The sequence below is a fragment of the Kitasatospora aureofaciens genome, assembly GCF_019192735.1.
Taxonomy (GTDB): Bacteria; Actinomycetota; Actinomycetes; order Streptomycetales; family Streptomycetaceae; genus Kitasatospora; species Kitasatospora aureofaciens_A.
This window is the reverse complement of the sequence record NZ_JAHTKP010000051.1, coordinates 32,244-55,881: the sequence shown is the minus strand read 5'-3', so window position 1 is coordinate 55,881 and position 23,638 is coordinate 32,244. Positions and strand designations below refer to the sequence as shown.

General features: G+C 70.1%; 20 protein-coding genes and 1 pseudogene. 12 read left to right on the top strand and 9 right to left on the bottom strand.

Annotated features, from left to right (window positions below; genetic code table 11):
• Nucleotides 1–1,013: 1,013 nt before the first annotated feature.
• Complete coding sequence (locus KV557_RS32290; RefSeq protein ID WP_218205101.1) at nucleotides 1,014–2,300, bottom strand: vanadium-dependent haloperoxidase; 1,287 nt, start codon at nucleotides 2,298–2,300, stop codon at nucleotides 1,014–1,016.
• 1,053 nt (nucleotides 2,301–3,353) lie between these two features.
• Entirely contained in the window at nucleotides 3,354–4,190 is an 837-nt protein-coding gene (locus KV557_RS32285; RefSeq protein ID WP_218205100.1) for a helix-turn-helix domain-containing protein, read from the bottom strand.
• 101 nt (nucleotides 4,191–4,291) lie between these two features.
• On the opposite strand from KV557_RS32285, the gene KV557_RS32280 reads away from it, so the two are divergent.
• The 4 genes from KV557_RS32280 to KV557_RS32265 all read left to right on the top strand — a co-directional run bounded on the left by KV557_RS32280 (nucleotide 4,292) and on the right by KV557_RS32265 (nucleotide 6,648).
• Nucleotides 4,292–4,888 (top strand): NADPH-dependent FMN reductase, encoded by a 597-nt coding sequence (locus KV557_RS32280; protein WP_218205099.1) that lies wholly within the window; start codon nucleotides 4,292–4,294, stop codon nucleotides 4,886–4,888.
• Nucleotides 4,889–4,953: 65 nt separating this feature from the next.
• Nucleotides 4,954–5,922 carry an aldo/keto reductase gene (locus KV557_RS32275; protein ID WP_218205106.1) on the top strand — a complete coding sequence of 323 codons (969 nt, stop codon included), beginning with the start codon at nucleotides 4,954–4,956 and terminating at the stop codon, nucleotides 5,920–5,922.
• 23 nt (nucleotides 5,923–5,945) lie between these two features.
• Complete coding sequence (locus KV557_RS32270) at nucleotides 5,946–6,125, top strand: hypothetical protein (protein ID WP_218205098.1); 180 nt, start codon at nucleotides 5,946–5,948, stop codon at nucleotides 6,123–6,125.
• Complete coding sequence (locus KV557_RS32265) at nucleotides 6,109–6,648, top strand: hypothetical protein (RefSeq protein WP_218205097.1); 540 nt, start codon at nucleotides 6,109–6,111, stop codon at nucleotides 6,646–6,648. Before KV557_RS32270 ends, KV557_RS32265 begins: the two co-directional genes overlap by 17 nt.
• Before the next feature lie 187 nt (nucleotides 6,649–6,835).
• Here the strand turns inward: KV557_RS32265 and KV557_RS32260 are convergent, their stop codons facing one another.
• Nucleotides 6,836–7,681, bottom strand: a complete 846-nt coding sequence (locus tag KV557_RS32260; protein WP_218205096.1) for an alpha/beta fold hydrolase — start codon at nucleotides 7,679–7,681, stop codon at nucleotides 6,836–6,838.
• 270 nt (nucleotides 7,682–7,951) lie between these two features.
• Between KV557_RS32260 and KV557_RS32255 the strand changes: the two genes are divergently transcribed.
• The 3 genes from KV557_RS32255 to KV557_RS32245 all read left to right on the top strand — a co-directional run bounded on the left by KV557_RS32255 (nucleotide 7,952) and on the right by KV557_RS32245 (nucleotide 12,592).
• Entirely contained in the window at nucleotides 7,952–8,620 is a 669-nt protein-coding gene (locus tag KV557_RS32255; RefSeq protein ID WP_218205095.1) for a cutinase family protein, read from the top strand.
• A gap of 278 nt (nucleotides 8,621–8,898) precedes the next feature.
• Nucleotides 8,899–11,382 carry a penicillin acylase family protein gene (locus KV557_RS32250; RefSeq protein WP_218205094.1) on the top strand — a complete coding sequence of 828 codons (2,484 nt, stop codon included), beginning with the start codon at nucleotides 8,899–8,901 and terminating at the stop codon, nucleotides 11,380–11,382.
• Nucleotides 11,383–11,551: 169 nt separating this feature from the next.
• Nucleotides 11,552–12,592 carry an alpha/beta hydrolase gene (locus tag KV557_RS32245; protein WP_218205105.1) on the top strand — a complete coding sequence of 347 codons (1,041 nt, stop codon included), beginning with the start codon at nucleotides 11,552–11,554 and terminating at the stop codon, nucleotides 12,590–12,592.
• Between the two features lie 30 nt (nucleotides 12,593–12,622).
• On the opposite strand, the gene KV557_RS32240 is transcribed toward KV557_RS32245, so the two are convergent.
• The 3 genes from KV557_RS32240 to KV557_RS45000 all read right to left on the bottom strand — a co-directional run bounded on the left by KV557_RS32240 (nucleotide 12,623) and on the right by KV557_RS45000 (nucleotide 15,124).
• Nucleotides 12,623–12,826 carry a hypothetical protein gene (locus KV557_RS32240; RefSeq protein WP_218205093.1) on the bottom strand — a complete coding sequence of 68 codons (204 nt, stop codon included), beginning with the start codon at nucleotides 12,824–12,826 and terminating at the stop codon, nucleotides 12,623–12,625.
• Nucleotides 12,827–12,984: 158 nt separating this feature from the next.
• On the bottom strand, nucleotides 12,985–14,055 hold the full coding sequence (locus KV557_RS32235; protein ID WP_218205092.1) for a BTAD domain-containing putative transcriptional regulator: 1,071 nt from the start codon (nucleotides 14,053–14,055) through the stop codon (nucleotides 12,985–12,987).
• A gap of 652 nt (nucleotides 14,056–14,707) precedes the next feature.
• Nucleotides 14,708–15,124, bottom strand: coding sequence for a DUF4232 domain-containing protein (locus KV557_RS45000; protein WP_374106703.1), 417 nt, complete (start codon nucleotides 15,122–15,124; stop codon nucleotides 14,708–14,710).
• Here KV557_RS45000 and KV557_RS43305 point away from each other — a divergent pair.
• Nucleotides 15,108–15,245: a hypothetical protein gene (locus KV557_RS43305; protein ID WP_256178279.1), complete on the top strand. Its 138-nt coding sequence runs from the start codon at nucleotides 15,108–15,110 to the stop codon at nucleotides 15,243–15,245. The two genes, KV557_RS45000 and KV557_RS43305, sit on opposite strands and share 17 nt — an antisense overlap.
• 945 nt (nucleotides 15,246–16,190) lie before the next feature.
• Complete coding sequence (locus KV557_RS32225) at nucleotides 16,191–17,165, top strand: magnesium transporter CorA family protein (protein ID WP_218205090.1); 975 nt, start codon at nucleotides 16,191–16,193, stop codon at nucleotides 17,163–17,165.
• Between the two features lie 208 nt (nucleotides 17,166–17,373).
• Here the strand turns inward: KV557_RS32225 and KV557_RS32220 are convergent, their stop codons facing one another.
• Nucleotides 17,374–17,625 (bottom strand): VOC family protein, encoded by a 252-nt coding sequence (locus KV557_RS32220; RefSeq protein ID WP_256178278.1) that lies wholly within the window; start codon nucleotides 17,623–17,625, stop codon nucleotides 17,374–17,376.
• A gap of 7 nt (nucleotides 17,626–17,632) precedes the next feature.
• Here KV557_RS32220 and KV557_RS32215 point away from each other — a divergent pair, with 7 nt between their 5' ends.
• Together KV557_RS32215 and KV557_RS32210 are read left to right on the top strand one after the other, a co-directional pair.
• A complete protein-coding gene (locus tag KV557_RS32215) occupies nucleotides 17,633–17,788 on the top strand; it encodes a hypothetical protein (protein ID WP_218205089.1) in 156 nt (51 codons plus the stop codon).
• 279 nt (nucleotides 17,789–18,067) lie between these two features.
• Entirely contained in the window at nucleotides 18,068–20,527 is a 2,460-nt protein-coding gene (locus KV557_RS32210; RefSeq protein WP_218205088.1) for a SpoIIE family protein phosphatase, read from the top strand.
• Nucleotides 20,528–20,730: 203 nt separating this feature from the next.
• On the opposite strand, the pseudogene KV557_RS32205 reads toward KV557_RS32210, so the two are convergent.
• Nucleotides 20,731–20,895: pseudogene (locus tag KV557_RS32205) on the bottom strand (transposase); the annotation flags it as partial.
• Nucleotides 20,896–21,474: 579 nt separating this feature from the next.
• On the opposite strand from KV557_RS32205, the gene KV557_RS32200 reads away from it, so the two are divergent.
• On the top strand, nucleotides 21,475–21,897 hold the full coding sequence (locus tag KV557_RS32200; RefSeq protein ID WP_218205087.1) for a hypothetical protein: 423 nt from the start codon (nucleotides 21,475–21,477) through the stop codon (nucleotides 21,895–21,897).
• A gap of 71 nt (nucleotides 21,898–21,968) precedes the next feature.
• Here KV557_RS32200 and KV557_RS32195 read toward each other — a convergent pair whose 3' ends face one another.
• Nucleotides 21,969–23,618 (bottom strand): hypothetical protein, encoded by a 1,650-nt coding sequence (locus KV557_RS32195; protein ID WP_218205086.1) that lies wholly within the window; start codon nucleotides 23,616–23,618, stop codon nucleotides 21,969–21,971.
• Between the last annotated feature and the right edge of the window lie 20 nt (nucleotides 23,619–23,638).

The following is a 23,638-nucleotide window of genomic DNA, read 5'->3' as shown; positions in this document are numbered from 1 at the left end:
GCCGGACAGGGGCCGAAGGTCGCGGGGCGTGATTCGGCAGTGAGCCGCATCCGGCGGGACAGGAGCCGGTGTGGCTTGGTGGAGCAATTGTTGCCAGGTGGGATCGGTCGTCGACAAGACCCCCTTGCTACGATCCGCCGTCGTATTCAGGGGGCGTCGGCGTTGATCCGCAGGGTGGGCTGCGCGGCCGCGCTGACGTTGCTGAGCTGCGTAGATGTTGCGGTCGGGGGTCGCGGGAGGCGCTGGGGCCCGGCCACTATCGCCCGTCGTGGACCCGTTTTCCGTGTGAGCGGGCTCACGGTTTATGTCCGCTTTTGTCCCATTTGCCCACTGCTGACCGGATTGCCGCCGTCGCTTTGGGTGCAGGCGATCTGCCCGGGTTGAGACCCGCGTCACACGCGGATACCTGCCCCGCACGCACTGTCGGCGCGATCAGGGCCCGAGACCATCGCCGAGCCGGCGGTTCCACCGGGTGCGGGCGGCGAGCCGCTCCGCCTCCGGCGCCGCCGGCAGCCCGCCGGGGGCCGGCGCCCGGTGACCCGGCCAAGCCGGGCCGCCGACGAGCTGGTCGCCGCCCCGGAGGGCCCGGCCCCGCCGGAGCCCCGATGCCGACGGTCCCCGGCGCGGTCCAAGAGCGCGCGTCGGCGCTGCCTCCGCCGTACACCGGCCCTTACGACCGGCGCCCCGGCGGCAGCCGGCTCGTCAGACGTGTACCTGTCGGCCGCAGGACGGTGGTGCACCGGCTTCCCCCCGGCCCGTGCACCCGCCCGGCGGCCTCCGCTCGGCGCGCCCGCCCGGACGACGACATGCCGGGGCCATGGCACCGACGCCTACCAGAACGCCGCCACCCGCGCCTTCACCCGCCTCACCCACGACCTCGTGCGCACCCGCGGGCGTGGCTCGGCGGCGTCGGCGCTGCCGAACTCGCGCACGCCCCTGCTGTACCCGGTACGCCGGGTGCAGCAGGGGCGTGGCCACCGTCATGCGGCGGTTGACGCTGTGGGTGTGGGCGGTCAGAAGTGAGTTGCCACGAACTCGGCCACCTGAGTGCCGAGTTGCTGGCCCGCGCGGTTGTCGATGGAGGTGTGCTGGCCGGACCAGATCCGGCTGAGCCACGCCTCGGTGGCGGCATCCTGGAAGCCGGCGAAGGTTCGGGTGACGCCCTTCGAGGTCACCGTGAGCTGGTGCTGCGCACCGTAGAATCCGGCGAGCGTCGTTGCCGCCGCCTGGCTGAGAGCGCCGTGAGCGCCGGGGTAGGACGGGTCCGGGGCGGTCGGCAGCAGGGGGGTCCAGTTGGGATCGCCGACGATGCCCGGGTTGTAGTGCGTGTCGCCGAGCCGAATGGCGGTGACGGGCCGCCACACGTGGTAGGCGTACTTGGCGTCGTACATCGCGATCGCGGTGTCGGCGAGGGACAGGTCAAGCCGGGCGAAGACCTTCACCGCCTGCTCCAGGCTGGTGTTCTGGGAGGTGACAAGGTCCTGCGCCACCTGGTTCCAGACGTTCCAGACGGGTGCTGCCGCCCAGAAATTCGCGGCGGCGGTCTGATCGGCGGTGCGGGTGGTACTGGTCTTGCTCCCCAGGCTCTTGACCTCGTTCAAGGCGGCGGCGTACTCGGCGGTGCCCACGGCCGGCGGCGCTGCCGGGCGGAACTGGCTTCCGCTCGTCAGCACGAACGGCTTGACCGAGCCCCAGTTGGTGAACACCGGTGCGGGGAAGTCGGGCGGTGTGGGCCGGTAGTCGCCGGCCGCGGTGCCCGGGCTGAACGGCGGTGGCGTGACCGAAGACCCGTCGTCGGACCGCAGGCTGATCAGTCGGCCGGCGACCGCGGCTCCCACACCGGTGCCCGCCTGTTTGCCGGGGCCGTCGGGGATCGCGGACAGCTGGCCGCTCAGCTGCTGGTCCACGCCGGCGCGCTCGGCCGGGTACAGGGCGACCAGCACATCGTGGGCCGCCTGGTCCGCTGCGGCATCCGCACTGGCGCCTTGCGGCGCCGGCACCGAGAACAGGTAGGCGGGGTCGGTCCGGGTGACCGATGCCACCGCGTCGTACTCGGCGGCCTGGAGGAGCGCGAAGCTGCGCGTGGGGTGGACGGTGGACGGCTGGGCTTTCGGATCGCTCAGGATGGTGATGAGCTCGCGGTTCCACTCCACGACCGACGTCCCGGACCCCGGGGCGGCGGCGACCAGGGCCGGCGAGTGAGCGCCGGTGGCGGCGGTGGACCCGAAGGCCGGGCTGGTGAGTCCGGCCGCCAGGGTGGTCCCGATCAGTACGGTGAGTGTCTTCTGTTTCACACCCATGGTCTGTGGCTCCTTATCGTTGCCGGTGGGCTGTGGTCACCGGTGGTCGTAACCGTTCGACCGCTCGGGCCACTGCGGACCAGACGGTCAACGGACACCACGCATCGAGTGGGGAGTCCGCAGCGCGTGCCACGAGGACGTGCTCCGGACAACCGCTCCGGAGTTCGACGGGGATTGCGAAGCCACTTCCCTTCCACTGCCTTCTCCCTGACTCCTGTGCTGGGGCCGTTCGTTGGAGAATCGCGACTGGACTCGCCAGGACACCGGTCCATGAGGCGGCACGCATCACCCACACCGACATTTCGGAGAGTTGACCGAGTGGGAATGGTCCTGCGACCTGATCACCTCGTTGCGTCATCGAGGCCGCTCACCAGCTACAGCCTGCGGGTGCCCCATCCACGTCGCAACTCCGGCCATGTGGTCATCGGCCTGCCGTCGAATGCGACGGTCGCGGGTGAGAATTGTGCCCCTGCGTACTGGACTTGGCATGTTGTCACCGGGGCCCACGGCGGAGGCGTCCAGGACGAGGTGTTCGGCGCAGGCGTCGGCCGGTGGGTCGAGACGGTCGCGCAGGCCGATGACACGGGGGGCACCGATCGTGAGGAGTCCCGTGATGGTGATGCGGCCCGAGACCGACCGCCGGGTCGCGGCCGCGGGGCAGGCGTACGCTGAAGACACGGCCCAGGCCGGCCCGATCTCCCGCGAGGAGGCACGCCAAGTCGACTACCGTTCGTCGGGCGTTGGTCACCTCACCGTCATCGTCACGCCCTTACGGGCCTCGGCCGCTGTGGTGTCGCCGCCTGTGATCACGTGCCCGCACGCGAGGGAACGGACTGATAAACCCGCCCCAAACCTGGCGTACCAGCCGAGTTCGGGCGATACCTTGCCCAGCTAACGCCCAGCTAACGCCCAGCTAACGCTCAAGTCGCCAGCTGAAGCGCTCGGTCACACTGCCGCCCGAGGCGGCCGGTGTCGGTGGGGCGGCGTCCGTGGCGGCGCCGGGCGTGGGGTGACCGCGCGGCGCTCTCCGCTTTCGCCACCGCGCTGTCGGGGTCAGGAGATGGCACGCAGGCGGGCCGGGGCCGGGTGGGTGAGGCGGTCGAGGTGGGCGGCGGTTTCGGGGTCGGCGGGGAGCAGGACGAGGAGTTGCTGGGCGTCGGCGGTGAGGTCGAGGGTTTCGCGCAGGAGGCGGAGTTCGGGGCCGGCCGGGTGGTGGAGGCGGAGCGGGCCGCGGCGGGGGACGAGATGGTTGCCCAGCCGGCGGGTGAAGTCGGGGCCGGCGACGGGGGCGAGTTCGGTACTGAGCCACTCGGAGTTCTCGACGGAGGGGCCGAGCCAGAGGTCGAAGGCCTGCTCGTCGGCGATGCCGTCCCAGTCGGCGAAGAAGGTGCGGGCGCGGGGGTCGGTGAAGACGTAGCGGGTGAGGTTCGGGGCGGGGTCGTCGAGCAGGCCTGCCGCGCCGAGGACGGCGGCGTAGCCGCTGGTGTGGGCGAGGATGTCGCCGAGGCGGTTGGTGACGGCGGCGATGCCCGGTTCGAGGAGGCACAGGGTCTCGCGGACCGCGGGACGGACATCGCGCGGCGGCGGCGTCGGCCGGGTGTGGTTCGGGCAGGCACCGCCGGTGATCTTCGCGAGGTAGCGCAGGTGGTTGCGCTCGGCGGGGTCGAGGCTGAGGGCGTCGGCGAGTGCGTTGACGACGGCGGTGGAGGGGTTGCGGTCGCGGCCCTGTTCCAGCCGGGTCAGGTACTCGACGCTGATGCCGGCGCGCATGGCCAGGTCGGCGCGGCGCAGGCCGGGGGAGCGGCGGCGGCCATGGTCGGGCAGGCCCAGCGTCTGCGGCTGGATGCTGTCGCGCTTGGCCCGGACGAAGTCCCCCAGTGGTGTGCCCATGGGGGGAGCGTACGGCGCGTGGCCGCCCGGAGGGTGGCCCTGCGGGGGCCAGCCTGGGCACGGTCTGGCTGCGGCCGGCGGGTGGGCCGAGGGTGGTGGGCATGGAGAAGAACACGCACAAGCTGGTGATCGTCGTCGGTAGCGTCCGGGAGGGGCGGTTCGGCCCGGTGGTGTCCTCGTGGGTGGCCGAACAGGCCGCCGCGCACGGCGGGTTCGAGGTGGAGGTGGTCGACCTGGCCGAGGTGGACCTCCCGCTGGCGCTGCCCGCCGCCTCACCGAAGTTCGCGGGCGCCGACTACCCCCGCCCGGCCGGGATGGCGAAGCTGACCGAGGCCCTGGAGGGCGCGGACGCCTTCATCGTCGTCACGCCGGAGTACAACCACAGCTACCCCGCCTCGCTGAAGGCCGCCGTCGACTGGCACTTCACCCAGTGGACGGCCAAGCCGGTCGCCTTCGTGAGCTACGGCGGCGCGGCCGGAGGCCGGCACGCCGTCCTGCACCTGGAGAACGTGCTGACCGAGCTGCACGCGGTGACGGTCCGGGACGGCCTGGCCTTCCCCAACTACTTCACCGCCTGGACGGACGGACGGCCGGACGACCCGCAGGCCCCGGGCTACGCCAAGGTCCTGCTCGACCAACTGTCCTGGTGGGCAGGCGCGTTGAAGGCCGCGCGGACGGCCGCCCCGTACCCGGCGTGAAAGGGGGGGCGATGGAGAAAGGAGGAGCGATGGAGAACGGGGGAACGATGGAGAACGGGGGAACGATGGAGTACGTCACGCTCGGCGGCACCGACCTGGAGGTCAGCCGGATCGCGCTCGGCTGCATGGGCTTCGGCGGTTCGGGCCGCGGGCACAACCCCTGGGCCCTGGACGAGCAGGCCGCGGCGCGGGTCTTCCAACGGGCCGTGGAACTCGGCATCACCTTCTGGGACACCGCCAACGTGTACGGCGCCGGCGCCTCGGAGGAACTGGTCGGCCGCGCCGTGCGGCGCTTCACCCGGCGCGAGGACGTCGTCCTCGCCACCAAGGTGGGTCTGCCGATGCACGACGGCCCGGGCGGCTTCGGGCTGTCCCGGAAGACGATCCTGGAACAGGTCGACGGCTCGCTGACCCGCCTCGGCACGGATTACATTGACCTCTACCAGCTGCACCGCCTCGACCCGGCGACCCCGCTCGAGGAGACCGTGACGGCCCTGCGGGACGTGGTGGCGGCCGGGAAGGTCCGGTACGTCGGCGCCTCCTCGATGTGGGCGTGGCAGTTCGCCAAGCTGCAGCACACCGCGGCCCGGGACGGCGGCCCGGCCTTCGTGTCGATGCAGCACCAGTACAGCCTGGTGCAGCGCGAGGAGGAACGGGAGATGTTCCCGCTGCTCGCCGACCAGGGGGTGGGCAGCCTGGTGTGGTGCCCGCTCGCATCGGGCCGGCTGGCCCGCCCGTACGGGCAGGCGACGGCCCGCTCGGCCGGGGACCCGGTCGCCCGGCGGTTCTTCGCGGACGTCGACCGGCCGATCATCGACGCCGTGCAGGACGTCGCGGACGCCCGCGGCATTCCGATGGCGCAGGTCGCGCTCGCCTGGGTGCTGGGCAACCCCGTCGTCGCTGCCCCCGTCGTCGGCGCGACCCGCCCGGGCCACCTCGACGACGCCGCGGCCGCCCTCCGGGTCCGGCTGACCGACGCCGAGACCGCGGCCCTGCAGCGCCCGTACACACCCCGCTCGCCCACCGGGTTCTGACCCGTCGGGCCCGGTGGGCTCGGTTGAAGCGCACCTCGCCGACGGTGAACGTGGCATCGGTGAAGTCCACGACGCTGCGGGTGAACCCGGCGTCGATGAAGCTGTCGCCGTCGAACACGGCGTTGGCGGCCTACTCTACGAACGGGCATGCCGCGTGCTTGCAATGGCCGTTTGAGAAGGAGTCCTGTGTCATCGTCCTGTGACCCCCAGTACGCTCCCGTCGGTGATGTGAGCACAGCGCTCATGGTGATCGACTCCCGGCTCAAGGCCGTCTACGACGGCAGGACCGAGACGGACCCCGAACAGCAGCAGATGGTCGACCAGTTCGCCGCATCCTTGGGCCCTGCGGAGTTCAATGCGCTGCTGGACGGCACATGCACGCTCATCTACATGTTCATGAACTGGCTGCGGACGGCCTGCGAGGCCCACGACAAGGACGTCATCGAGTACGTGGTGCCCACCCTCGTGGCCACGATGCGCATGATGCCCAGGACCTTCCGCCCCGAAGTCATCCCCACCATGGCCGGCCTGCTCATCGCCGCGGGCAGCGGCCTGAGCCCCAATCTGTGGCGCGCGCAGTACGGACCCTGGACCGATGCCGAGATGAATCCCCTGGAAGCCACGGCTGTCCTCCTCGGGGAGCACATCAACCGGATGTCCGGCAACGACCACAACTTCGCGACTCGCCTGATCACCGAGGCTCTGTCCAGTCTGGACCAGGGCTGATGTGCATCGCCTCGCGCGGGCGCGGGCCAACCGCAGGCCGCCGCCGGCCCGCTGCTATCGCGTGAGCTCCTGGCGGACCGTCGCGACGACCTCGGGGTAGCAGTTGTTGCCGGACTTGACGGTCGGGTCGTTCCGCATGACGGTGAGCCGGCGCCGGAGTGACGGCCTGCCCGGACCCCGCCTCCGGTCAGCCTGCGAGGTGAGCCAGGAGCAGCGGCACGATCCGGTCGGCGTCGGCCTCCGGCAGCCAGTGGGTGGCGCCCTCCAGGGCCACGAACCGGTACGGGGCGCTGACGTGCTTGGCCGTCAGCTCGGCGGCGTCGCGGCCCAGGGCGATGTCGTCGGTGCCCCAGACGAAGAGCGTACGGACGGTGATCTCGCCGGCCGGCACCCGGAGTTCCTCGTTGACCGCCCGGTACCAGTTGATCCCGGCGGTCAGCGCGCCCGGCTCGGCCAGCCGCCGGACGTTGGACTCGACCAGCTCCGCCGCCGGCGCGCCCCGGTAGAGCGCGCGCAGCCTGGCCGCGCCGTCGGCCAGCAGCGCCTGCTCGGCGACCTGGCCCGGCAGCCGGAAGTACCGCACGTACTGAGAGCGTTCCCGCTGGTCGCTGCCGTTGTTCATGGCCTCGTGGAGCGCCTCGGGGTGCGGGGTGGCGAGCACGGCCAGGCTGTGCAGCCGCTCCGGGTGGGCGGTGGCCAGCGCCCAGGCGACCAGGCCGCCCCAGTCGTGGGCGACCAGGTGGAAGCGCGGCGCGCCCAGCGTGTCGGCGAAGCCGAGGACGTCCGCGACCAGCAGCTCGACGGCGTACTCGGTGACGTTCTCGGGGCGGGCGTCGGGGGAGTAGCCGCGCTGGTCCACCGCGACCGCGCGGTAGCCGGCCGCGGCCAGCGCCGTCAGCTCGGCGGTCCAGCAGTCCGCGAACTCGGGGAACCCGTGCAGCAGCAGGACGAGTTCACCGTCGGCCGGCCCGGCGGCCAGCGCGTCGAAGGTGTGCGGGCCGACGGTCAGTCGGACGGCGGTGGGCGTGGGCATGGGGTCAGCTCCTGTTGGTGGTACGTCAACAGCACGATCAGACCACAGGGCTGACCCGGCGACGGCGGCAGGTGACGCTGCTCACTGCTCCGCGGGCAATGCGGCCGGCAGGCGGCTCCCAGCGCCCCCGCAGAGGCCAGGGGCCGCGCGGGTTACCACGCGCTTCATCGGGATGTCATCGACCGCTGCCACTGTCGTCCGGTGACCTTGGCCGACCGCGTACCGCATCGGAGAAGCAGACGCGTAGGCCAACTGCGTGGGGAGAATTGAATGCGAGCACGAAGGATCGCGGCCGCGTCAGCCGGACTCCTGCTGACGGTCGGGCTTACAGCGGCACAGGGGGCCACGGCACAGGGGGCCACCGCACGAGTGGCTGCTCCGTGCGAGGGCACCTACACGATCGTTGTCGGGGGCACCGGCAGCTCATGGAACAACGACGGTTTCTACGGCAACATCCAGCAGCACGTCGGGTACCCCACCCAGATTCCCAACGGTGCGAGCGCGCGGGCAGGCGTCAATGAGCTGAACCGGCTGGTCCGCGACCAGCGCGCCGCGTGCCCGGGCCAGCACGTCAAGATGGCCGGGTACTCCTTGGGAGCCGGGGTGGTGCACACCTGGGTCACCGAGAACTGGCAGACGTTCGACAACGTCAACGCCATCCTGATCGCGGACCCCAAGCGCCAGGGTCCTCCCGGTGCCAATGGCGGAGCCGTGCCGTTCGGCGGCATCGTCGGCGCTCCGCTCGCCGGTGCTGACAGGTTCTTCGGCAACGTGCCCGTCAAGACGATCTGCCACTGGGACTACGTCTGCGACGAGTCCGCCGGTATCTGGACCTACCCGAACAACCACGTCAAGAACTACCCCGAAGACTTCAACATGGATCACCACAACGACAGCGCCAGCGAGCAGTGGTACAACGGCGCCTGGTATCCCTGGTAACCACGGAACGCTCGTCGGCCGAGTCCGTAGCCGGATTCCTTCACGACCTGTCAGTCACCACCTGTCAATGGCCGGGAACATCCAGCCACTGACAGGTGGTGATCTGTTCGTGCCGCTCGGGGATGGCGTGAGAGCGCGTCCCGGACGGACACCCGTCCGGCAGATCGCCAGGCGGCTCCGGCGCCCCGGGGTGCGGCCTCTTCATCGGGATGTCATCGGTCCTCCCTAGTGTGGCCGTGTCCAGACAAACGCCCGGACCACAGGGGAAGGACGGCTCGATGGCACGGAGGAGACTCAAAGCGAGGCTGCCGATGGCGGTCATGGCCGCGGTGGCGTTGATCAGCACGATGGCGGCCACCGGGTCACCGGCCACCGGGTCACCGGCCGCCGGACAGGAGTCGGACAAGCCGACGATCCGTTACACCGAATACGGGATCCCGCACATCATCGCCTCGAACTGGGAGGGGCTGGGAGCGGGTTACGGATACGCCGCGGCCAAGGACAACATCTGCACCCTGGCCGACACCTATCTGATGGTCAATGCCCAGCGGTCCCGTTATCTGGGGGCCGATGGCAAGGCGAGCCCTGGCGAGAACCAGAACACCACCACCAATCTCAACAGCGACCTGTACTTCCAGCGGATCAACGACAACCGGGTGGTGGAGCGGCTGATCGACCAGCCCGCCCCCACCGGGCCGGAGCCGGAGGTCAAAGAGGCCATCCGCGGCTATGTCCAGGGGTACAACAGGTACCTGGCCGAGACCGGCGTGAACAACATCTCCGACCCGGCCTGCCGCGGTGCGGCCTGGGTGCGGCCGATCACGGAGCTGGACGTCTACCGGCACGCGCACGCCGAGATCATCATGGGCAGCGCCGATCCGCTGCTGGACGGCGAGGTGAACGCCGCACCCCCGGGGGCGTCGGCCGCGTCGCCGCCGGCTGCCTCGCCGCCGGCGGTCTCAGCCGAGGAGACCGCGACGAAGATCCGCGACGCGATGGCCGCCAGCCGTCAGCAGGGCAGCATGGGCAGCAACGCGCTGGCGGTCGGTTCGCAGGGCGTGTCCGCGGGCACCGGCACCGGCATGTTGCTGGCCAACCCGCACTTTCCGTGGCAGGGCAAGAACCGGATGTGGCAGAGCCAGCTGACGATCCCGGGAAAGATCAATGTCTCCGGAGCCAGCCTGCTCGGACTCCCCGCGGTGAACATCGGGCACACCGACGACGTCGCCTGGAGCCACACGGTCGCCACGGTGTCCCCGTTCGGGCTGTTCGACGTGCAGGTGGACCCGCTGCACCCGACCAACTACCTGGTTGACGGCACCTGGCAGCAGATGACCTCGCAGCAGGTCGGTGTCGACGTGCTGAACCCGGACGGCTCCATCGGCAAGGTCACCAGGACGTTGTGGTCCACCCGCTACGGCCCGATCACCACATCGATGCAGGGCGTCCCGCTGCCCTGGACGGTGAGCGCGCACGCGGTACGCGACGCGAACATGGACAACCTGCGGGCGCTGAACACCTGGTTCCACCTCGACCGGGCCAAGGACGTCAACGACGTGGTGAACACCCTGGAGACCACGGAGGGTGTCCCCTTCTTCAACACCGTCGCCTCCGACCGCAAGGGCAACGCGCTGTACGCGGACATCCAGGCCACCCCGAACATCACCGACGCGCACGCGCAGTCGTGCCTCACCCTGACCGGCCAACTGCTGTTCAACCAGGGGCTGCGGCTGCCCAACGTGCCGCCGATCTCCATCTTCGACGGCAAGCGCAGCGAGTGCGACTGGCCCGATGACCCGAACGCGGTCGCCCCAGGACTGCTGGACCCGCACAAGCAGCCACGCCTGATCCGGCCCGACTTCGTGGGCAACGCCAACGACAGCGCCTGGCTGGCCAACCCCGAGCAGCCGCTGTCCTACCCCAGGGTGATGGGCGACACGGCGGCGCCCCGGTCGCTGCGCACCCAGGAGCTGATCCTGACCGCGCAGAACCGGATCAACGGCACCGATGGCCTGCCGGGCAAGGGTTTCACACCGGAGAGCATGCAGCAGTTGCTGTTCGCCGACAACAGCAGGGCGGCCGACCTGGCCCTCAACGCCACGGTGAGCATGTGCCAGAGCCTCCCCTTCGGGCTCATCCTGGTGGACGGCAACCTGGTCAACGTGAGCGAGGCATGCCCGATCCTGGCCGCCTGGAAGGACCACAAGTACACAGCGGACAGCCGGGGGTCCTGGCTGTTCGAGAACTACTGGGCCTTCCTGACCGGTGGACAGGCGATCGAGAAACTGCCGTGGCGGGTTCCTTTCGACCCCAAGGACCCGGTGCACACGCCCAACTCGCTGGACTCCGGAAGCTCCGCCGTCCGCGACGCGTTCGGCCGGGCGGTTCTCGCGCTGCGCAACGCGGGCATTGCGCTGAACGCGCCACTGTCGGACATCCAGAAGATCACCCGCAACGGTGAACAGATCCCGATCCACGGCTCGATCCACGAACTGGGCGTGCTGAACGTGGTCACTCCCGGCATGGTCGACGGCAAACCGGACATCGTCTTCGGATCCAGTTTCATCCAGCAGGTGCGGTTCACCGCCGACGGCCCGCCACAGGCCTCCTCGGTGCTGGCCTACTCCCAGTCGGCCAACCCGAACTCGCCGCACTACGCCGATCAGACCAAGCTGTTCTCGGCGGGCCAGTGGGTGACCGAACGGTTCACCGAGGATCAGATCGCTGCCTCACCGGCGTTGGAGGTCAAGGTCCTGGACTGAGGCTGACATGTGGGCACGCCGGAACTCCAACAACGGTCTCCGGCGTGCTCCTTCATCGGAACTCACGGCCTCCCGATGGGTTTCGCGCCGCGCAACGACAAGGCTGACGAGGGGGAACACTGTGACGAGGACATTGAGTCGGTGGCGAATAATGGTGGCCATGGTGGCCATGGTGGCCGCCATCGTGGGAATGGCCACGACAGCGGGTCCGGCACGGGCCGCCGGCGGCACCGGGTCGCCGCCACCGATGGCGGACGGGTTCGGGCTGACCCAGGTCGACACGGCCATGGGTGGTCCCACCAACTTCTACATCACCGTGACCACACCCGAGGTCACGGGCAAGCACCACATCAAGATCATTCTGCCGAGCGGCTACTACGACGACCCGGCCAGGCGCTACCCGGTGCTGTACTTCCTGCACGGCTCACCCGACGACCCCATCCAGCAGACCTACCCGGCACTGACCACCTCGAACTCGATGATCACCGTCATCCCGGACGGCGGCGCTCGGGGCTGGTATGCCAACTGGCTCAACCAGAACACTCAGCTCGGCGCCCAGAACTGGGAGAACTTCCACCTCAAGCAGGTGATCCCGTTCATCGACGCGAACCTGCGGACCATCGCCACCAAGAAGGCCAGGGCCATCGCCGGTGTCTCCATGGGCGGCTTCGGGGCCTTCCACTACGCCCAGGACCATCCCGAACTGTTCAGCCAGACCGCGTCCCTGTCGGGAGACATCGATCTGTCGGCCGACTCCATGGACCTGCGGCTGGCCGTCGTCGCCTCCCTCATCGACGCGCAGGGCGTGATCTGCGGCTCGTCATCCGGTGCCTGCGACCCCACGAACGACCCCTACAAGCCCGGCGTGGACAGTGACGCCCTGTTCGGCACGCCCTACCCGGTGTTCAACGCGGACTGGCGGTGGAACGAGGCCGACCCGTCACAGCACATGGACAAACTCGCCGGAGTCGGGGTCTCCATCTACGTGGGCAACGGACGCGGCGTGGTCACCGACGCGGAGTTCTGGCTCGAAGGCGCGTCCAAACACGTCAAGGACCGCATGGACGCCCTGGGCATGTCCTACTACTACGTCGACTACGGCGATGGTTCCGCCTGGGGCACCCAGTGCAACGGCGGCCACAACGGCGGCTGTTGGGAACAGGACCTCCGGGACCTGATCCCCCGACTGGAAAGGGCCTTCGCCTCCTGACCGTGCGCAACCGTCAGGGGGCGGCGGCGGTTAGTCCCTGCGGACCGTGACACCCGCCGCCGCACGTCGGACCGCCCAGCCACTCAGGGCTCCACCGGGCCGCGCCCCGGTGGAGCCCTGACCCGACGGCACCCGCAGCGGGTGTTCGCGGGCGATGCGCAGCCGCGTCTCGCGGCGGGCGGCTTCGGCCCGGATCAGTTCCAGCCGGTGCGGGACACCGTCGACGAGTACCACCTGGGTCCGTCGGCGATCAGGGTCGCGGATCCGGCCCGGTCGAAGACCCGGGCGATGACGCCGGCCAGGGTACCGACTCCCGGTCGGTCAGCGGGTGACCGAGCGCTCCACCGAGGAGCAGATCGCGGCCTCGCCGCGCATACCCGGCGTCGGGCCGGTCACCGCGTGGCTCCGGTGAGGCCGAGGCCGGCTTCGTCCCCGCGCAGAATCATCTGGTGCGTCCGCCGCAGCATCCGACTCGGAGGAACCCGCAGGTCGTCGGCCAGACGGCGGCGGGCGCGGTCGAACACGGCCAATGCGTCGGCCTGTCGGCCGCTACGGTACAGCGCACGCATCAGCATCGCGGCCACCGGCTCGTTCAAGGGGTGCTCCGCGGACAGGGCGAACAGCTCGGCGATCGCCTCGCAGTACTGGCCCAGCCGCAGCTGCCACTCCAACTTCCGCTGTGCGACGGCGATCCTGCGCTCGGCGAGCCGCAGCCGCTCCAACTCGGCGAGCGGGCCGGGCAGGCCGGCCAGGAGCTCCCCGCGAAACAGGTCCAGCGCCTGAGCACAGAGGCGGACCGCCTCGGCCGGTTCGCCCGCCCGATGGGCCGTCCCGGCGTCGGTGACCAGGTTCTCCATGCGCGCCAGGTCCACCTCGGCCGCGCCGGAGACCAGACGGTAGCCACACCGGTCGTGCTCGATCACCGAGTCCGGGCTGTCCCCGATGCGCAGGGTCTTGCGCAGCCGGTAGATGTGGACCGGCACCACGTTCGTGACCGGCGCCTCCAACCCCCATACTCCGTCGAGCAGTTCCTGCTGGCTGACCGTCCGCCCCCCGCGCAGCGCCAGCGCCGCCAGTACGGCCTGCTGGCGCAGATGCCCCAGATTCAGGGACCGCCCGTCCTGCCATGCCCGCAGGGGTCCGAGCACGGAGATCTGCACCTTCGGTCCGGCCGCTCGGCCGGCGGCGCTCCGCAGCACCGGCCTCACCACCTGCGCGCGGGGGCCGCCGCCAGGGGCGACCAGTCCGCAGTCGAAGGCGTGGACGATGGCGGCGGCCCGGTCGCGCAGCCCGAGTTTCACGAGGATCCGCGCGAGGTGCCCGGCCACGGAGTCCTCGGAGATGGCAAGGGTGGCGGCGATCTCGTCATCCCTGAGGCCGCAGCCGACCGCGTGGAGCACCTTGCGCTCCTGATACCCGAGCACGGCGGCGCTCGGCCGGCTGGCGGTGGCGGTCGTCGGCATCGCTGCTCCCTGGACTCCGGGCCGGCCGGTCTGGCGGACGCCGTCGACAAGCTAGTAGGGGCAGTGCCGGGCAGGGAATCCGGAACGATCCGGAGTAACACGCGCGACGGCCCCCGACGGACCGGCGCCCACCCGGTCGAGCCACGCACCGGACCGCGCCCTCCACACCGGCCGGCGGTGAGGATCGTCCACGGTCAACACGCTGCGGAGCCCTCACCGCACGCACCATGGAACGCCAGCCGAACCTCGACGCCCTGGAGAAGATCACCGCCCGCGCCGCCTGGCGCCCTGACTCGCAGCAGGCACTGCAGATCACGGCCGCCGCCCTCACCGTCCCTCAGGACCGCTTCCACACCGATGAGATCCGGCGCCAGGCCAGCGGTCTGTTGAACGTCGCGTTCCTCGCGGCGGCCGGCAGATTGACGCTGCCGCTGTCGGAGCCCGTCCACGAGGTGAACCCGGTGTTCGACAAGCGCATCCCGGGCTCGTGGCTCGTCGACCTCTCCCACGTCGAGACGGACCCGCTGCTGCCGTCCCCGTTCACCGCGGACGGTTCCCGGCCGACGGGACCTGCCTGGTACTCCACGGTGAAGGTCGCCTACGCGGTCGAGCTGGGCGCCGAGGTCCGCCCGCAGCGGCCCCCGGACGGTTCCTACCGGGCGACGGGCGGGCTCATTCGGACCTCTTGGCCGCAGATGGTGACCTCCGCCGGCTTGCCACTCTGGTCCACCACCGGGACCCGGACTCCGGTGCTGTCGGCCGGCGCGGCCACGTCGGCGGTGCCGGCGGTGACCAGGGGGTTGCAGTTGCCGCTGTCCGGCCCCTTGCCGTTCATCTCGGAGTAGTGCAGGGCGATCACCGCCTTCTTGCCCGCGCCCAGCGTCACCGGAGCGGGGCTGCCCTTCCCGACCCCCTCGGCCTGCGGCCCCTTGCCCAGGTAGAACTCAAGCTTCGGATAACCGGCCAGCGTGCAGCTCTGGGAGCCGGCGTTGACGGCGACGAGTTCGGCGTTCGCCGGGTCCTTCGCGCCGGTGCCCTCGTAGGTGAGACGGGTGAGCGTCCACCTCAGGTCCTCGGTACGGCACTTCGCGGTGTGCGAGCTGCCGGAGCCCGTCGATGCCGCGGTCCCGGCAGCGGACGACGCGGCGGACGACGTGGCGGACGACGTGGCGGACGACGCGGCGGACTGACCTGCGACCGGAGCTGCGGACTGGCCCGCGACCGGCGCGGCGGACACCGGCGCCGGGGACACCGACGCGGCCCCACCGGCCTTCGGCGGGTTGGCCGTGGGGCTGGAACTGCAGGCCGTCAGGCCGAGCCCGGCCAGCAGCGCGGACACGGAAACCGTCAACAGAAAGCGCGAGCGCATGGATCCCCCCGGATCGTCAGGACAGCCGACGGGCCACCCCTGCCCGACCGGACTGTGCATTGTCAAAGGTGAAGACACCGGGGAAGGCCCGTCGGTTGCCTCTGGAGCCCGGAAGCTCGCGGATGCCGTCGGCACCAGGCGCTCCAGTCCGGCACGGTGCCGTTGGCTCGGTCAGATATGCCTTGCCCGCCAACGCCCAACTCGCCAACTTGAACGCTCAATCACAACCCCGGCATGAGCAGCAGGTACCTGCCGGTCGGCGACCCGCCCCCGGACATCCACGACAAGCCCGACCACGCCACCGACGGCTGGCAGTTCGCGGCGGTCTCGGACCTGCCCCCGGCCCGATCGGCATGGTGGCCGTCGCCGTCACCACCGAAGCCGCCGCCGCGGACACCCCGCACATGTGACGCGCGTGCGGGAGTTCCCGGTGTGCATGGCGGACATGCGGCGCAGGGGGGGAGGCGGAAGGCGGCCAGGGCGTCGGCGCTGTCGGCGGGGGTGATGCCGAGGTGGAGGGAGGTGATGGCGGCGCATCCGGTCCCGATGAGCACCGACCGTTTTGGTCGATCATGAGCAATTGCGCTGCGCTTCTCCTGGCCATTGTCACGGAAAGTGAGCGCGTGTCGTATCTGTCGGGGATGTCTCCGATTATCAATCCCAATCAACATGAAGCAGAGTCACGGCACGAGGGCCGTCTCCCAGCCGGCTCCAGTCGGGGGGGCTGACCGGCGGACGCAGAATAGCCGTCGCTACCCTGTCCCGCATGGCTAGAACCCGGCTCTATCGCAATGGCAACCTCGAGCTCGAGGATTTTCCCGTCGAGGACATCTCCGAGTACGTGTCCGACCCCTCGGCGGTGGTGTGGCTGGACCTGTGCGCACCCGGCCCTGCCGACCTCGCGATGATCAGTGAGGAGTTCGGCCTGCACGCGCTCGCCGTGGAGGACGCGCGGAACGAGCATCAGCGCCCGAAGCTGGACCGGTACCGCACCCACTCGTTCCTGAGTGCCTATGCGATCGGCATGGACCAGGAGAGCGGGCTGCTGACGACGAGCGAGGTCTCGGCATTCATCACCGACACCGCCCTGATCACCGTCCGCAAGGACGCCGGCTTTGACATCGAACAGGTGGTCGCCCGCTGGGACGACGCCCCTGACCTGGTCAAGCACGGTGTCGGCTTCCTGGTCTACGGGCTGCTCGACTTCATAGTCGACGGCCACTTCGCCGCCGTGCAGGAGCTCGACGACCGAATAGAGGAAGTCGAGGAGGCGCTCTTCGAGGAGGGCACACGGGAGATCGAGTCGGTCCAGCGCCGCTCCTTCGAACTGCGCAAGAGCCTGGTGAGGCTGCGCCGGGTCGTCCTGCCGATGCGTGAGGTCGTGAACAGCCTGCTCCGCCGCGATCTCCACATCGTCAGCGAGCCGCTGATGCCCTACTTCCAGGACGTCTACGACCACGTCCTGAGGGCCACCGAGTGGACCGAGTCGTTGCGTGACATGGTCACCTCGATCATGGAGACGAACCTCACGGTCCAGGGAAACCGGATGAATCTCATCATGAAGAAGGTGACCAGCTGGGCGTCGATCATCGCCGTCCCCACCGCCATCACCGGCTTTTACGGCCAGAACGTCCCCTACCCCGGGTTCGGGACCGAATGGGGCTTCCTCGTCTCCACGGGGGCCACCGTAGTACTCTCCGCCGTGCTGTACGTCAGTTTCAGGCGGAAGGACTGGATCTGACGGAACTTCGGTAGCGGCCAGGCCTGCGAACAATGGTCCGCGACCACGCCACAGATCGTGCTCCGGAAGGCCACAAGATTCCGGCAACCGACAGCTACTGCCCGTTACCAATGCTTATGATCGCCGGGATTTGCTTGGACAGTGCTCATGATCACGCGGAATTGCTCACGGATTCGCGGTTCCTACAGCTCGGCTGTGCGGTCACGTTCTACGGGCCGTCGATCCCGATCACCGTGCCGAATGGGTCGCGCAGCTGGGCGATGCGCCGTCCGGGCTCGATCTGCAGCGGGCCCCGGTGGTGCTCGCAGCCGGCCGATAGCAGCCACTCCCGTGCCCGGTCCACGTCGCCCACCGACCAGTACACGACCGGGCTGCCGCCCCGCGGGTTGCGCTCGTCGTCCACCGGGTGGAAGCCCAGCTCGACCCCGTCGTGCTCCACCCAGGCGTATCCCGGGGCCACTACGCCAATGTCCGCCACCTCGCTCCCCGGCTCGCACGATCCGGCTGCCGACCCGGCGCCCGCCGCGCAGCCGAGCGCCCGCCAGGCCTGGCTCGCCAGCCCCTCCCGCCTGTGGATGACCGACGGCGCCCCCGCCGTCGTGCCCGTCCCCATCGGTTGGTGACGGCTGGGGCGCAGCCGACCTGCTCGCAGACCTCGGCGACGGCCTGCGGGTGTTCCGCGAGCACTTCGCCGCCTTCCGCCCGCTGGTCGCCGCCACCGCCCTGGGCACCGCCGCCGGCGTCCACGCCCGGGTGACCGGCAGACGGCGCGAGCCGACGATAGAATTGCACCCCGGATTGACGCATCCAACCAGAGAAATAGCGCTTTCTCCCTATGCGGCCGCGGAATCCCCGGGGGTGTGGGCAGCCGGGTGTCGCGAGTCGCGGAGTGGGTGTAACGCATGCACGACTCCACGTTCCACGACGCCCTCAGTGATCCCGTCGAGCCCGGGACCGCCGCGTACGCCACTGTCGACGCGCGCGGTGTGCTGACGAGCTGGAGTCCTGGTGCCCAGCGCCTGCTCGGCTACACCGCGGACGAAGTCCGAGGGCGGCGCGGGACCGACCTGCTGTACACCCACGCCGACGCCGCCCGGCTCGTGGGGCGCTGCCAGGCGGAGGAAGCAACCTCCCTCGGGTCGGCGGTCATGCGCCACCGGGACGGCAGCCGGGTCGAGGTCGGCTTGTGGGCCCATCCCCTGGTCCCCACGGCCGGTGAGCTGCACTGGCTGATCCAGGCTGAGGGCGCCGATGCTGTGCGTCGGCGGGACCTCGGCCGCGCGCTCCTGAGGGGCCTGTTCATCGAATCACCTTTCCATATCGACGTCTTCGACACCCAGCTGCGCTTTGTCGCGCAGAACGCGCGGAGCTTGAGGGGCTTTGCGAACCAGGCCTTCGGGCGCACCATGCGGGAGGTGGCTCCTGCCGGCGCGTTGGACATGACGGCTTTCGAGGCCCGGCAGCGGCAGGTCCTGGCCACTGGTGAGGCGCTGGTGGCCACGGAGGTGCACTCCCGCGATCCCGACGACCCGGATCGCGACCGGGCCTGGTCGGAGACCATCGTGCCGCTGCGAAGCGGCTCCGGGGAGGTGATCGGACTCGCCCACGCGGTGTTCGAGGTGACCGAGCGGGTCCGGGCCCGGGAGCGGTTGGCTCTGGTCAATGACGCGAGCTCGAAGATCGGCAGCACACTTGATGTCCTGCGCACCGCGCAGGAACTGACCGATGTGGCCGTCCCGGTCTTTGCCGACCACGCCTACGTCAATCTGCTGGACCCCGTCTTCGGCGGCGAGGAGCCGGTGGCCGGTCCCGTCGCCGAGTCCATGCCTCTGCGCCGTGCGGCGAGTTCGTCCGTGCCCGGGGGCCCGGGGAACGCGGTGGTCTCCACAGGAGATGTCGACCTCTTCACCTCCGGGGTGGGCTCCCTGTTCACCCGGGCGCTGGCGAGCCGCGAGCCCGTGCTTCTGACGGGTGAAGAGGTGCTCGCCGAGCTCACCGCGGCCGATCCCCGCCGGGCCGCGTTGGTCCGCGAATACGGAGTCCACTCGTGGCTGCTGGTGCCGATGTCCGCGCGAGGCGCCGCGCTGGGTGCGGCGGTCTTCGTGCGCTTCAGGGGTAGGCAACCGTTCGAGGCAGACGACGTGTTGTTGGCCCAGGACTTCGTGGCGCGTGCCGCCGTGTCCATCGACAACGCCAGGCGGTACACCCGGGAGCGCACGACGGCGTTGGCATTGCAACGCAGTCTGCTGCCGCAACACCTGCCGGTGCTCGGGGCCGTGGAGGCGGCGTCGCGCTACCTGCCGGCGACTGGTCACGCGGTGCTGGGTGGCCAGTGGTTCGACGTCATCCCGCTCTCGGGGGCGCGAGTCGCGTTGGTGGTGGGCGACGTGGCGGGGCAAGGCCTGCACTCAGCGGTGACCATGGGGCGTCTGCGTAGCACTGCAGTACGGACACTCGCGGACCTCGATCTGTCACCCGACGAGTTGCTCACTCATCTGGACGGCCAGGTCGACAGGCTTCACGACGGGCAGAGCGAAGGGGCCTCAGGCGGCGCGGCCGGAACAACGTGTGCGTACGCGGCCTTCGATCCGATCTCCCGGCGATGCGTCCTCGCGCGGGCCGGTCATCCGCCGCCCGCGCTGGTGTCGGCGGACGGGAGAGTCGAGTTCCTCGATCTCCCCGGCGGGCCTCCCCTGGGGCTCGGTGGAGCTCCGTTCGAGAGCGGCGAGGTGACGCTGACCGACGGGGACCTGCTCGTGCTGTACACCGACGGTCTGGTGGAGTCACGGGGCCAGAGCACTGAGACGGGCCTCGAACGGCTCCGCGAGGTCCTGTCGGACCCTCAACTCACGTCGCCCTCAGGGCTCGACGACGTCTGCGACGTGGTCACCCGCCGGCTGCTCTCGGACCGCACGCAGGACGACGTGGCACTGCTGGTGGCGCGGGTGCGCGGGCTGGATTCCGACCGCCACGTCACCTGGGAGCTGGCGTCCGAGCCCGAGGTCGTGGGCCAGGCACGTGCGCTCGCAACCGGGAAGCTGGCCGAATGGGGCCTGGAGGATCTGGAGTTCATCACCGAACTGGTGGTCAGCGAGCTGGTCACCAACGCCATCCGCTACGGCAAGCCGCCGATCCACTTGCGGCTGATCCGCGACCGCAGCCTGATCTGCGAAGTCACCGACGCCAGCAGCACCTCCCCGCACATCCGACGCGCGATCGAGACCGACGAAGGAGGGCGCGGCCTGTACATGGTCGCGCAGTTCGTTCAGCTCTGGGGCACCCGCTACCATCCCCGTGGCAAGACCATCTGGGCCGAGCAGCCCCTGCCCGAGGACCTCTTGGCCCCGCCGTCGGACCATTAGTGCCACCAGGCTCCGGGCGTCGTCGAGTTCCTCGATGTGGCGGACGGCGTCCGCCTCGGCCTGGGGCTCGGGCAGGGCGCGGGTGGCAGACGATTCACGAGGTCGTTGGCGGCCTCCGGGCCTTCTGGAATGAAGTACCCGCCCATCACGCCGGAACCCACCTGCGGGGTGAAGAGGTGCCAATGGCTTGGGGACTGCAGGTTGAGTTGCTTGTTGCCGCGGCGTGAGGGGTACTCGCCGCGTATGGAGGATCCGGAGCTACTGGTCAGCGGTGCCAGGCCGGCACAGGCGGCCAGGTGGCCGGCGGTGGGGAAGCTGCTGGCGTCGCCGACGTCGATGAGGATGCGGGCTCCGGTCCTGACCCCGAGCGTCTAGGCCCGACCGGCTAACCAGCGGCCGCGACCTGCCGCAGCCGGTGCTGCAGCTCGAAGATGTCCGGCAGGTCGGTACCGCTCTCGTCCAGCTCGGACAGCGCGCCGGTCGGTGGCGCTGGCTCGCTCGCCACGTGAAGCGCCGAACCGGTTCGGACAACAGCGCCGGCACCGCCGTGAGATCCCGGACCAGCACCCGCTGGCCGAAGGCCGTGCCCCGCACGACGTGCTGGTCACCGAGGCGTGGGACTGGTTCCGTGAGCTCACCGACAAGGAGAGGAAGGCGGCGCTGTACGGGGTCGGCCTGGACGTGAACGTCGCGTTCCTCGCGGCGGCCGGCAGATTGACGCTGCCGCTGTCGGAGCCCGTCCACGAGGTGAACCCGGTGTTCGACAAGCGCATCCCGGGCTCGTGGCTCGTCGACCTCTCCCACGTCGAGACGGACCCGCTGCTCCCGAGCCCGTTCACCACGGACGGTTCCCGGCCGACGGGACCTGCCTGGTACTCCACGGTGAAGGTCGCCTACGCGGTCGAGCTGGGCGCCGAGGTCCGCCCGCTGGAGGGTTGGCTGCGCCGGTGCGCTGGCAGTTCGCGGCGGTCTCGGACCTGCCCCCCGGCCCGATCGGCATGGTGGCCGTCGCCGTCACCACCGAGAACGGCCGCGAGCAGTGCGACGTCAAGCTGTGGACCGACCCCGCCTCCCAAGCGTCGCTGAGCCTGCGCGCCCGCCACCACGTCGCCCACTGGGCCTCGGACGCCGACGAGTGCCCGCAGGTCCAGGCGCGGGACGCCGACATGGAAGGCGCCGCCATGGTCAGGACCAGCGCCTACGGCGACTGGGACGCCGCGGACTGGCCGCCGCACGACGCGAGGCCGCCGCCATGCTCGACGCCGCCGACGGCAGAGCCGACGGAGCATGAAGCACTCGACCGAGGGGCGCTCGCGCTCCCGTGTCGCCGGAAGACGAATCCCGGACGCCATGAAGGCGTCCGGGATTGAACGTCAAGCTCAGTCAGACGTGAGGTGTCGCGGCAGCATCGGCCGCCTCAAGCCGCCATGTCGGTCTTGGGTCACACCCCCGCTTCGGCGCCCATCGTCACATATCCGGGGTCGCCGGCCTGGCCCTTGACGTCGCCGAACGGCTGCCAGCTCCCGTCCGGGTGACGGATCGTGTGGACCATGCCGCCCGTGTCGAGCTCTACGACTACTTGAAGCTCGCCGTTGACCTCGGTGCAGCTCACGTCGGAGACGTGTCCGGGGTCGCCGGCCTGGCCCTTGACGTCGCCGAACGGCTGCCAGCTCCCGTCCGCATGCCGGATCGTGTGCATCAATCCGCCCGTGACAATCGCGGCCACGAGCTGGAGCTCGCCGTTGACCTCGGTGCAGCTCACGTCGGAGACGTGTCCGGGGTCGCCGGCCTGGCTTTTGACGTCGCCGAACGGCTGCCAGCTCCCGTCAGGGTGCCGGATCGTGTGCATCAATCCACCCGTATTGATTGTGGTCGCCAGCTGCAGTTCGCCATCGACTCCTGCGGTTGAAACCGCTTTGACGTGTCCGGGGTCGCCGGCCTGGCTTTTGACGTCGCCGAACGGCTCCCAGCTCCCGTTCGGGTGACGGATCGTGTGCATCAGACCGCCGTCGGCGGTTCCGCCGACGACCTGCAGCTCGCCGTTCACGCAGGCCGAAGCGGCTGCCGTGAAGTACCCGGGGTCGCCGGCCTGGCTTTTGACGTCGCCGAACGGCTGCCAGCTCCCGTCAGGGTGCCGAATGGTATGCACCATGGCCCCGTTGATGGTCTCCGCGATGACGTGCAGCTCGCCGTCCACCGCAGCTGCGGCGGCGGAGATGAGGGACCCGGGGTCGCCGGCCTGGCCCTTGACGTCGCCGAACGGCTGCCAGCTCCCGTCAGGGTGCCGGATCGTGTGAAACATCCCGCCGTCGATGGTCTCCGCAACCAGCTGGAGTTCGAGTGGGAAGGCATTGTCGCTGGTCAGCCCAGCCGGGACCCCGATGGGGAAGCGCGCTGTCACAGTGTTCATGAAGCGTTGCAGGGCATCGTTCCGGCCGGTCAGCTTGGTGTAGGTGTCGGCGAGCGTGGTGTCTCCGGCGGCGATGATCTCGGCCCAGCCGTAGTGGAGTTCGTAGCGCAGCCAGTTGAGGAACAGTGTCGCGCACCCGATGGACAGGTAGTTCCTGTCGGTGGGGTCGGTCTGGGTGACGAAGTCGGGCCGGCCGTTGTCCAGCCAGTACCCCGCGCTCAGGAAGCCCCGAGCCGTGCTGCTGAGCAGGGGGTGACACTCGGCGGCGAGCACCCGGGACAGTCCTTCGCCGGAGCTTGACCCGCAGTCCCAGTTGCCCGCGGTGGCCATGAAGACCTCGTCGGCCTCGGCCACGACCAGCATGCGAAGGAGCTCGGCGTCGGTGCCATCGAAGGCGTCGCAGTTCATGGCGGTGGCGAGGCACGTGGCGTGACTCGCGCCGCCGCTGCCCGGGATGATCGACACGTCGAACGGCAGGCCGTTCGGGGTGAGGCCGCCGAACCAGTGCTGCAGCCTGGCGTAGTCGGCCTCGCACGTCGCCAGCACGGCGTCGGCAAGCGCGGCGCCATTGGCGCCCAGACTGTCGTCGTAGGACACGACGAAGTGAGGTGTGCTGCCGCGCTGTACCTGCACGGCGGCGGAGGGCGGCGGGACGAGCCGGGCGCCAGCAGTGACCGTCACGCGGTGATTCTGCTGCGAGT

What these genes read in the sequence shown, in the direction of transcription:
- KV557_RS32280 (WP_218205099.1), top strand. Translation starts at nt 4,292, where the DNA reads ATGGAGAAGAACACGCACAAGCTGGTGATCGTCGTCGGTAGCGTCCGG.
- KV557_RS32290 (WP_218205101.1), bottom strand. Translation starts at nt 2,300, where the DNA reads ATGGGTGTGAAACAGAAGACACTCACCGTACTGATCGGGACCACCCTG.
- KV557_RS32285 (WP_218205100.1), bottom strand. Translation starts at nt 4,190, where the DNA reads ATGGGCACACCACTGGGGGACTTCGTCCGGGCCAAGCGCGACAGCATC.
- KV557_RS32245 (WP_218205105.1), top strand. Translation starts at nt 11,552, where the DNA reads ATGGTGGCCGCCATCGTGGGAATGGCCACGACAGCGGGTCCGGCACGG.
- KV557_RS32250 (WP_218205094.1), top strand. Translation starts at nt 8,899, where the DNA reads ATGGCACGGAGGAGACTCAAAGCGAGGCTGCCGATGGCGGTCATGGCC.
- KV557_RS32215 (WP_218205089.1), top strand. Translation starts at nt 17,633, where the DNA reads ATGTCCGCCACCTCGCTCCCCGGCTCGCACGATCCGGCTGCCGACCCG.
- KV557_RS32260 (WP_218205096.1), bottom strand. Translation starts at nt 7,681, where the DNA reads ATGCCCACGCCCACCGCCGTCCGACTGACCGTCGGCCCGCACACCTTC.
- KV557_RS32255 (WP_218205095.1), top strand. Translation starts at nt 7,952, where the DNA reads ATGCGAGCACGAAGGATCGCGGCCGCGTCAGCCGGACTCCTGCTGACG.
- KV557_RS32235 (WP_218205092.1), bottom strand. Translation starts at nt 14,055, where the DNA reads ATGCCGACGACCGCCACCGCCAGCCGGCCGAGCGCCGCCGTGCTCGGG.
- KV557_RS32275 (WP_218205106.1), top strand. Translation starts at nt 4,954, where the DNA reads ATGGAGTACGTCACGCTCGGCGGCACCGACCTGGAGGTCAGCCGGATC.
- KV557_RS32225 (WP_218205090.1), top strand. Translation starts at nt 16,191, where the DNA reads ATGGCTAGAACCCGGCTCTATCGCAATGGCAACCTCGAGCTCGAGGAT.
- KV557_RS32210 (WP_218205088.1), top strand. Translation starts at nt 18,068, where the DNA reads ATGCACGACTCCACGTTCCACGACGCCCTCAGTGATCCCGTCGAGCCC.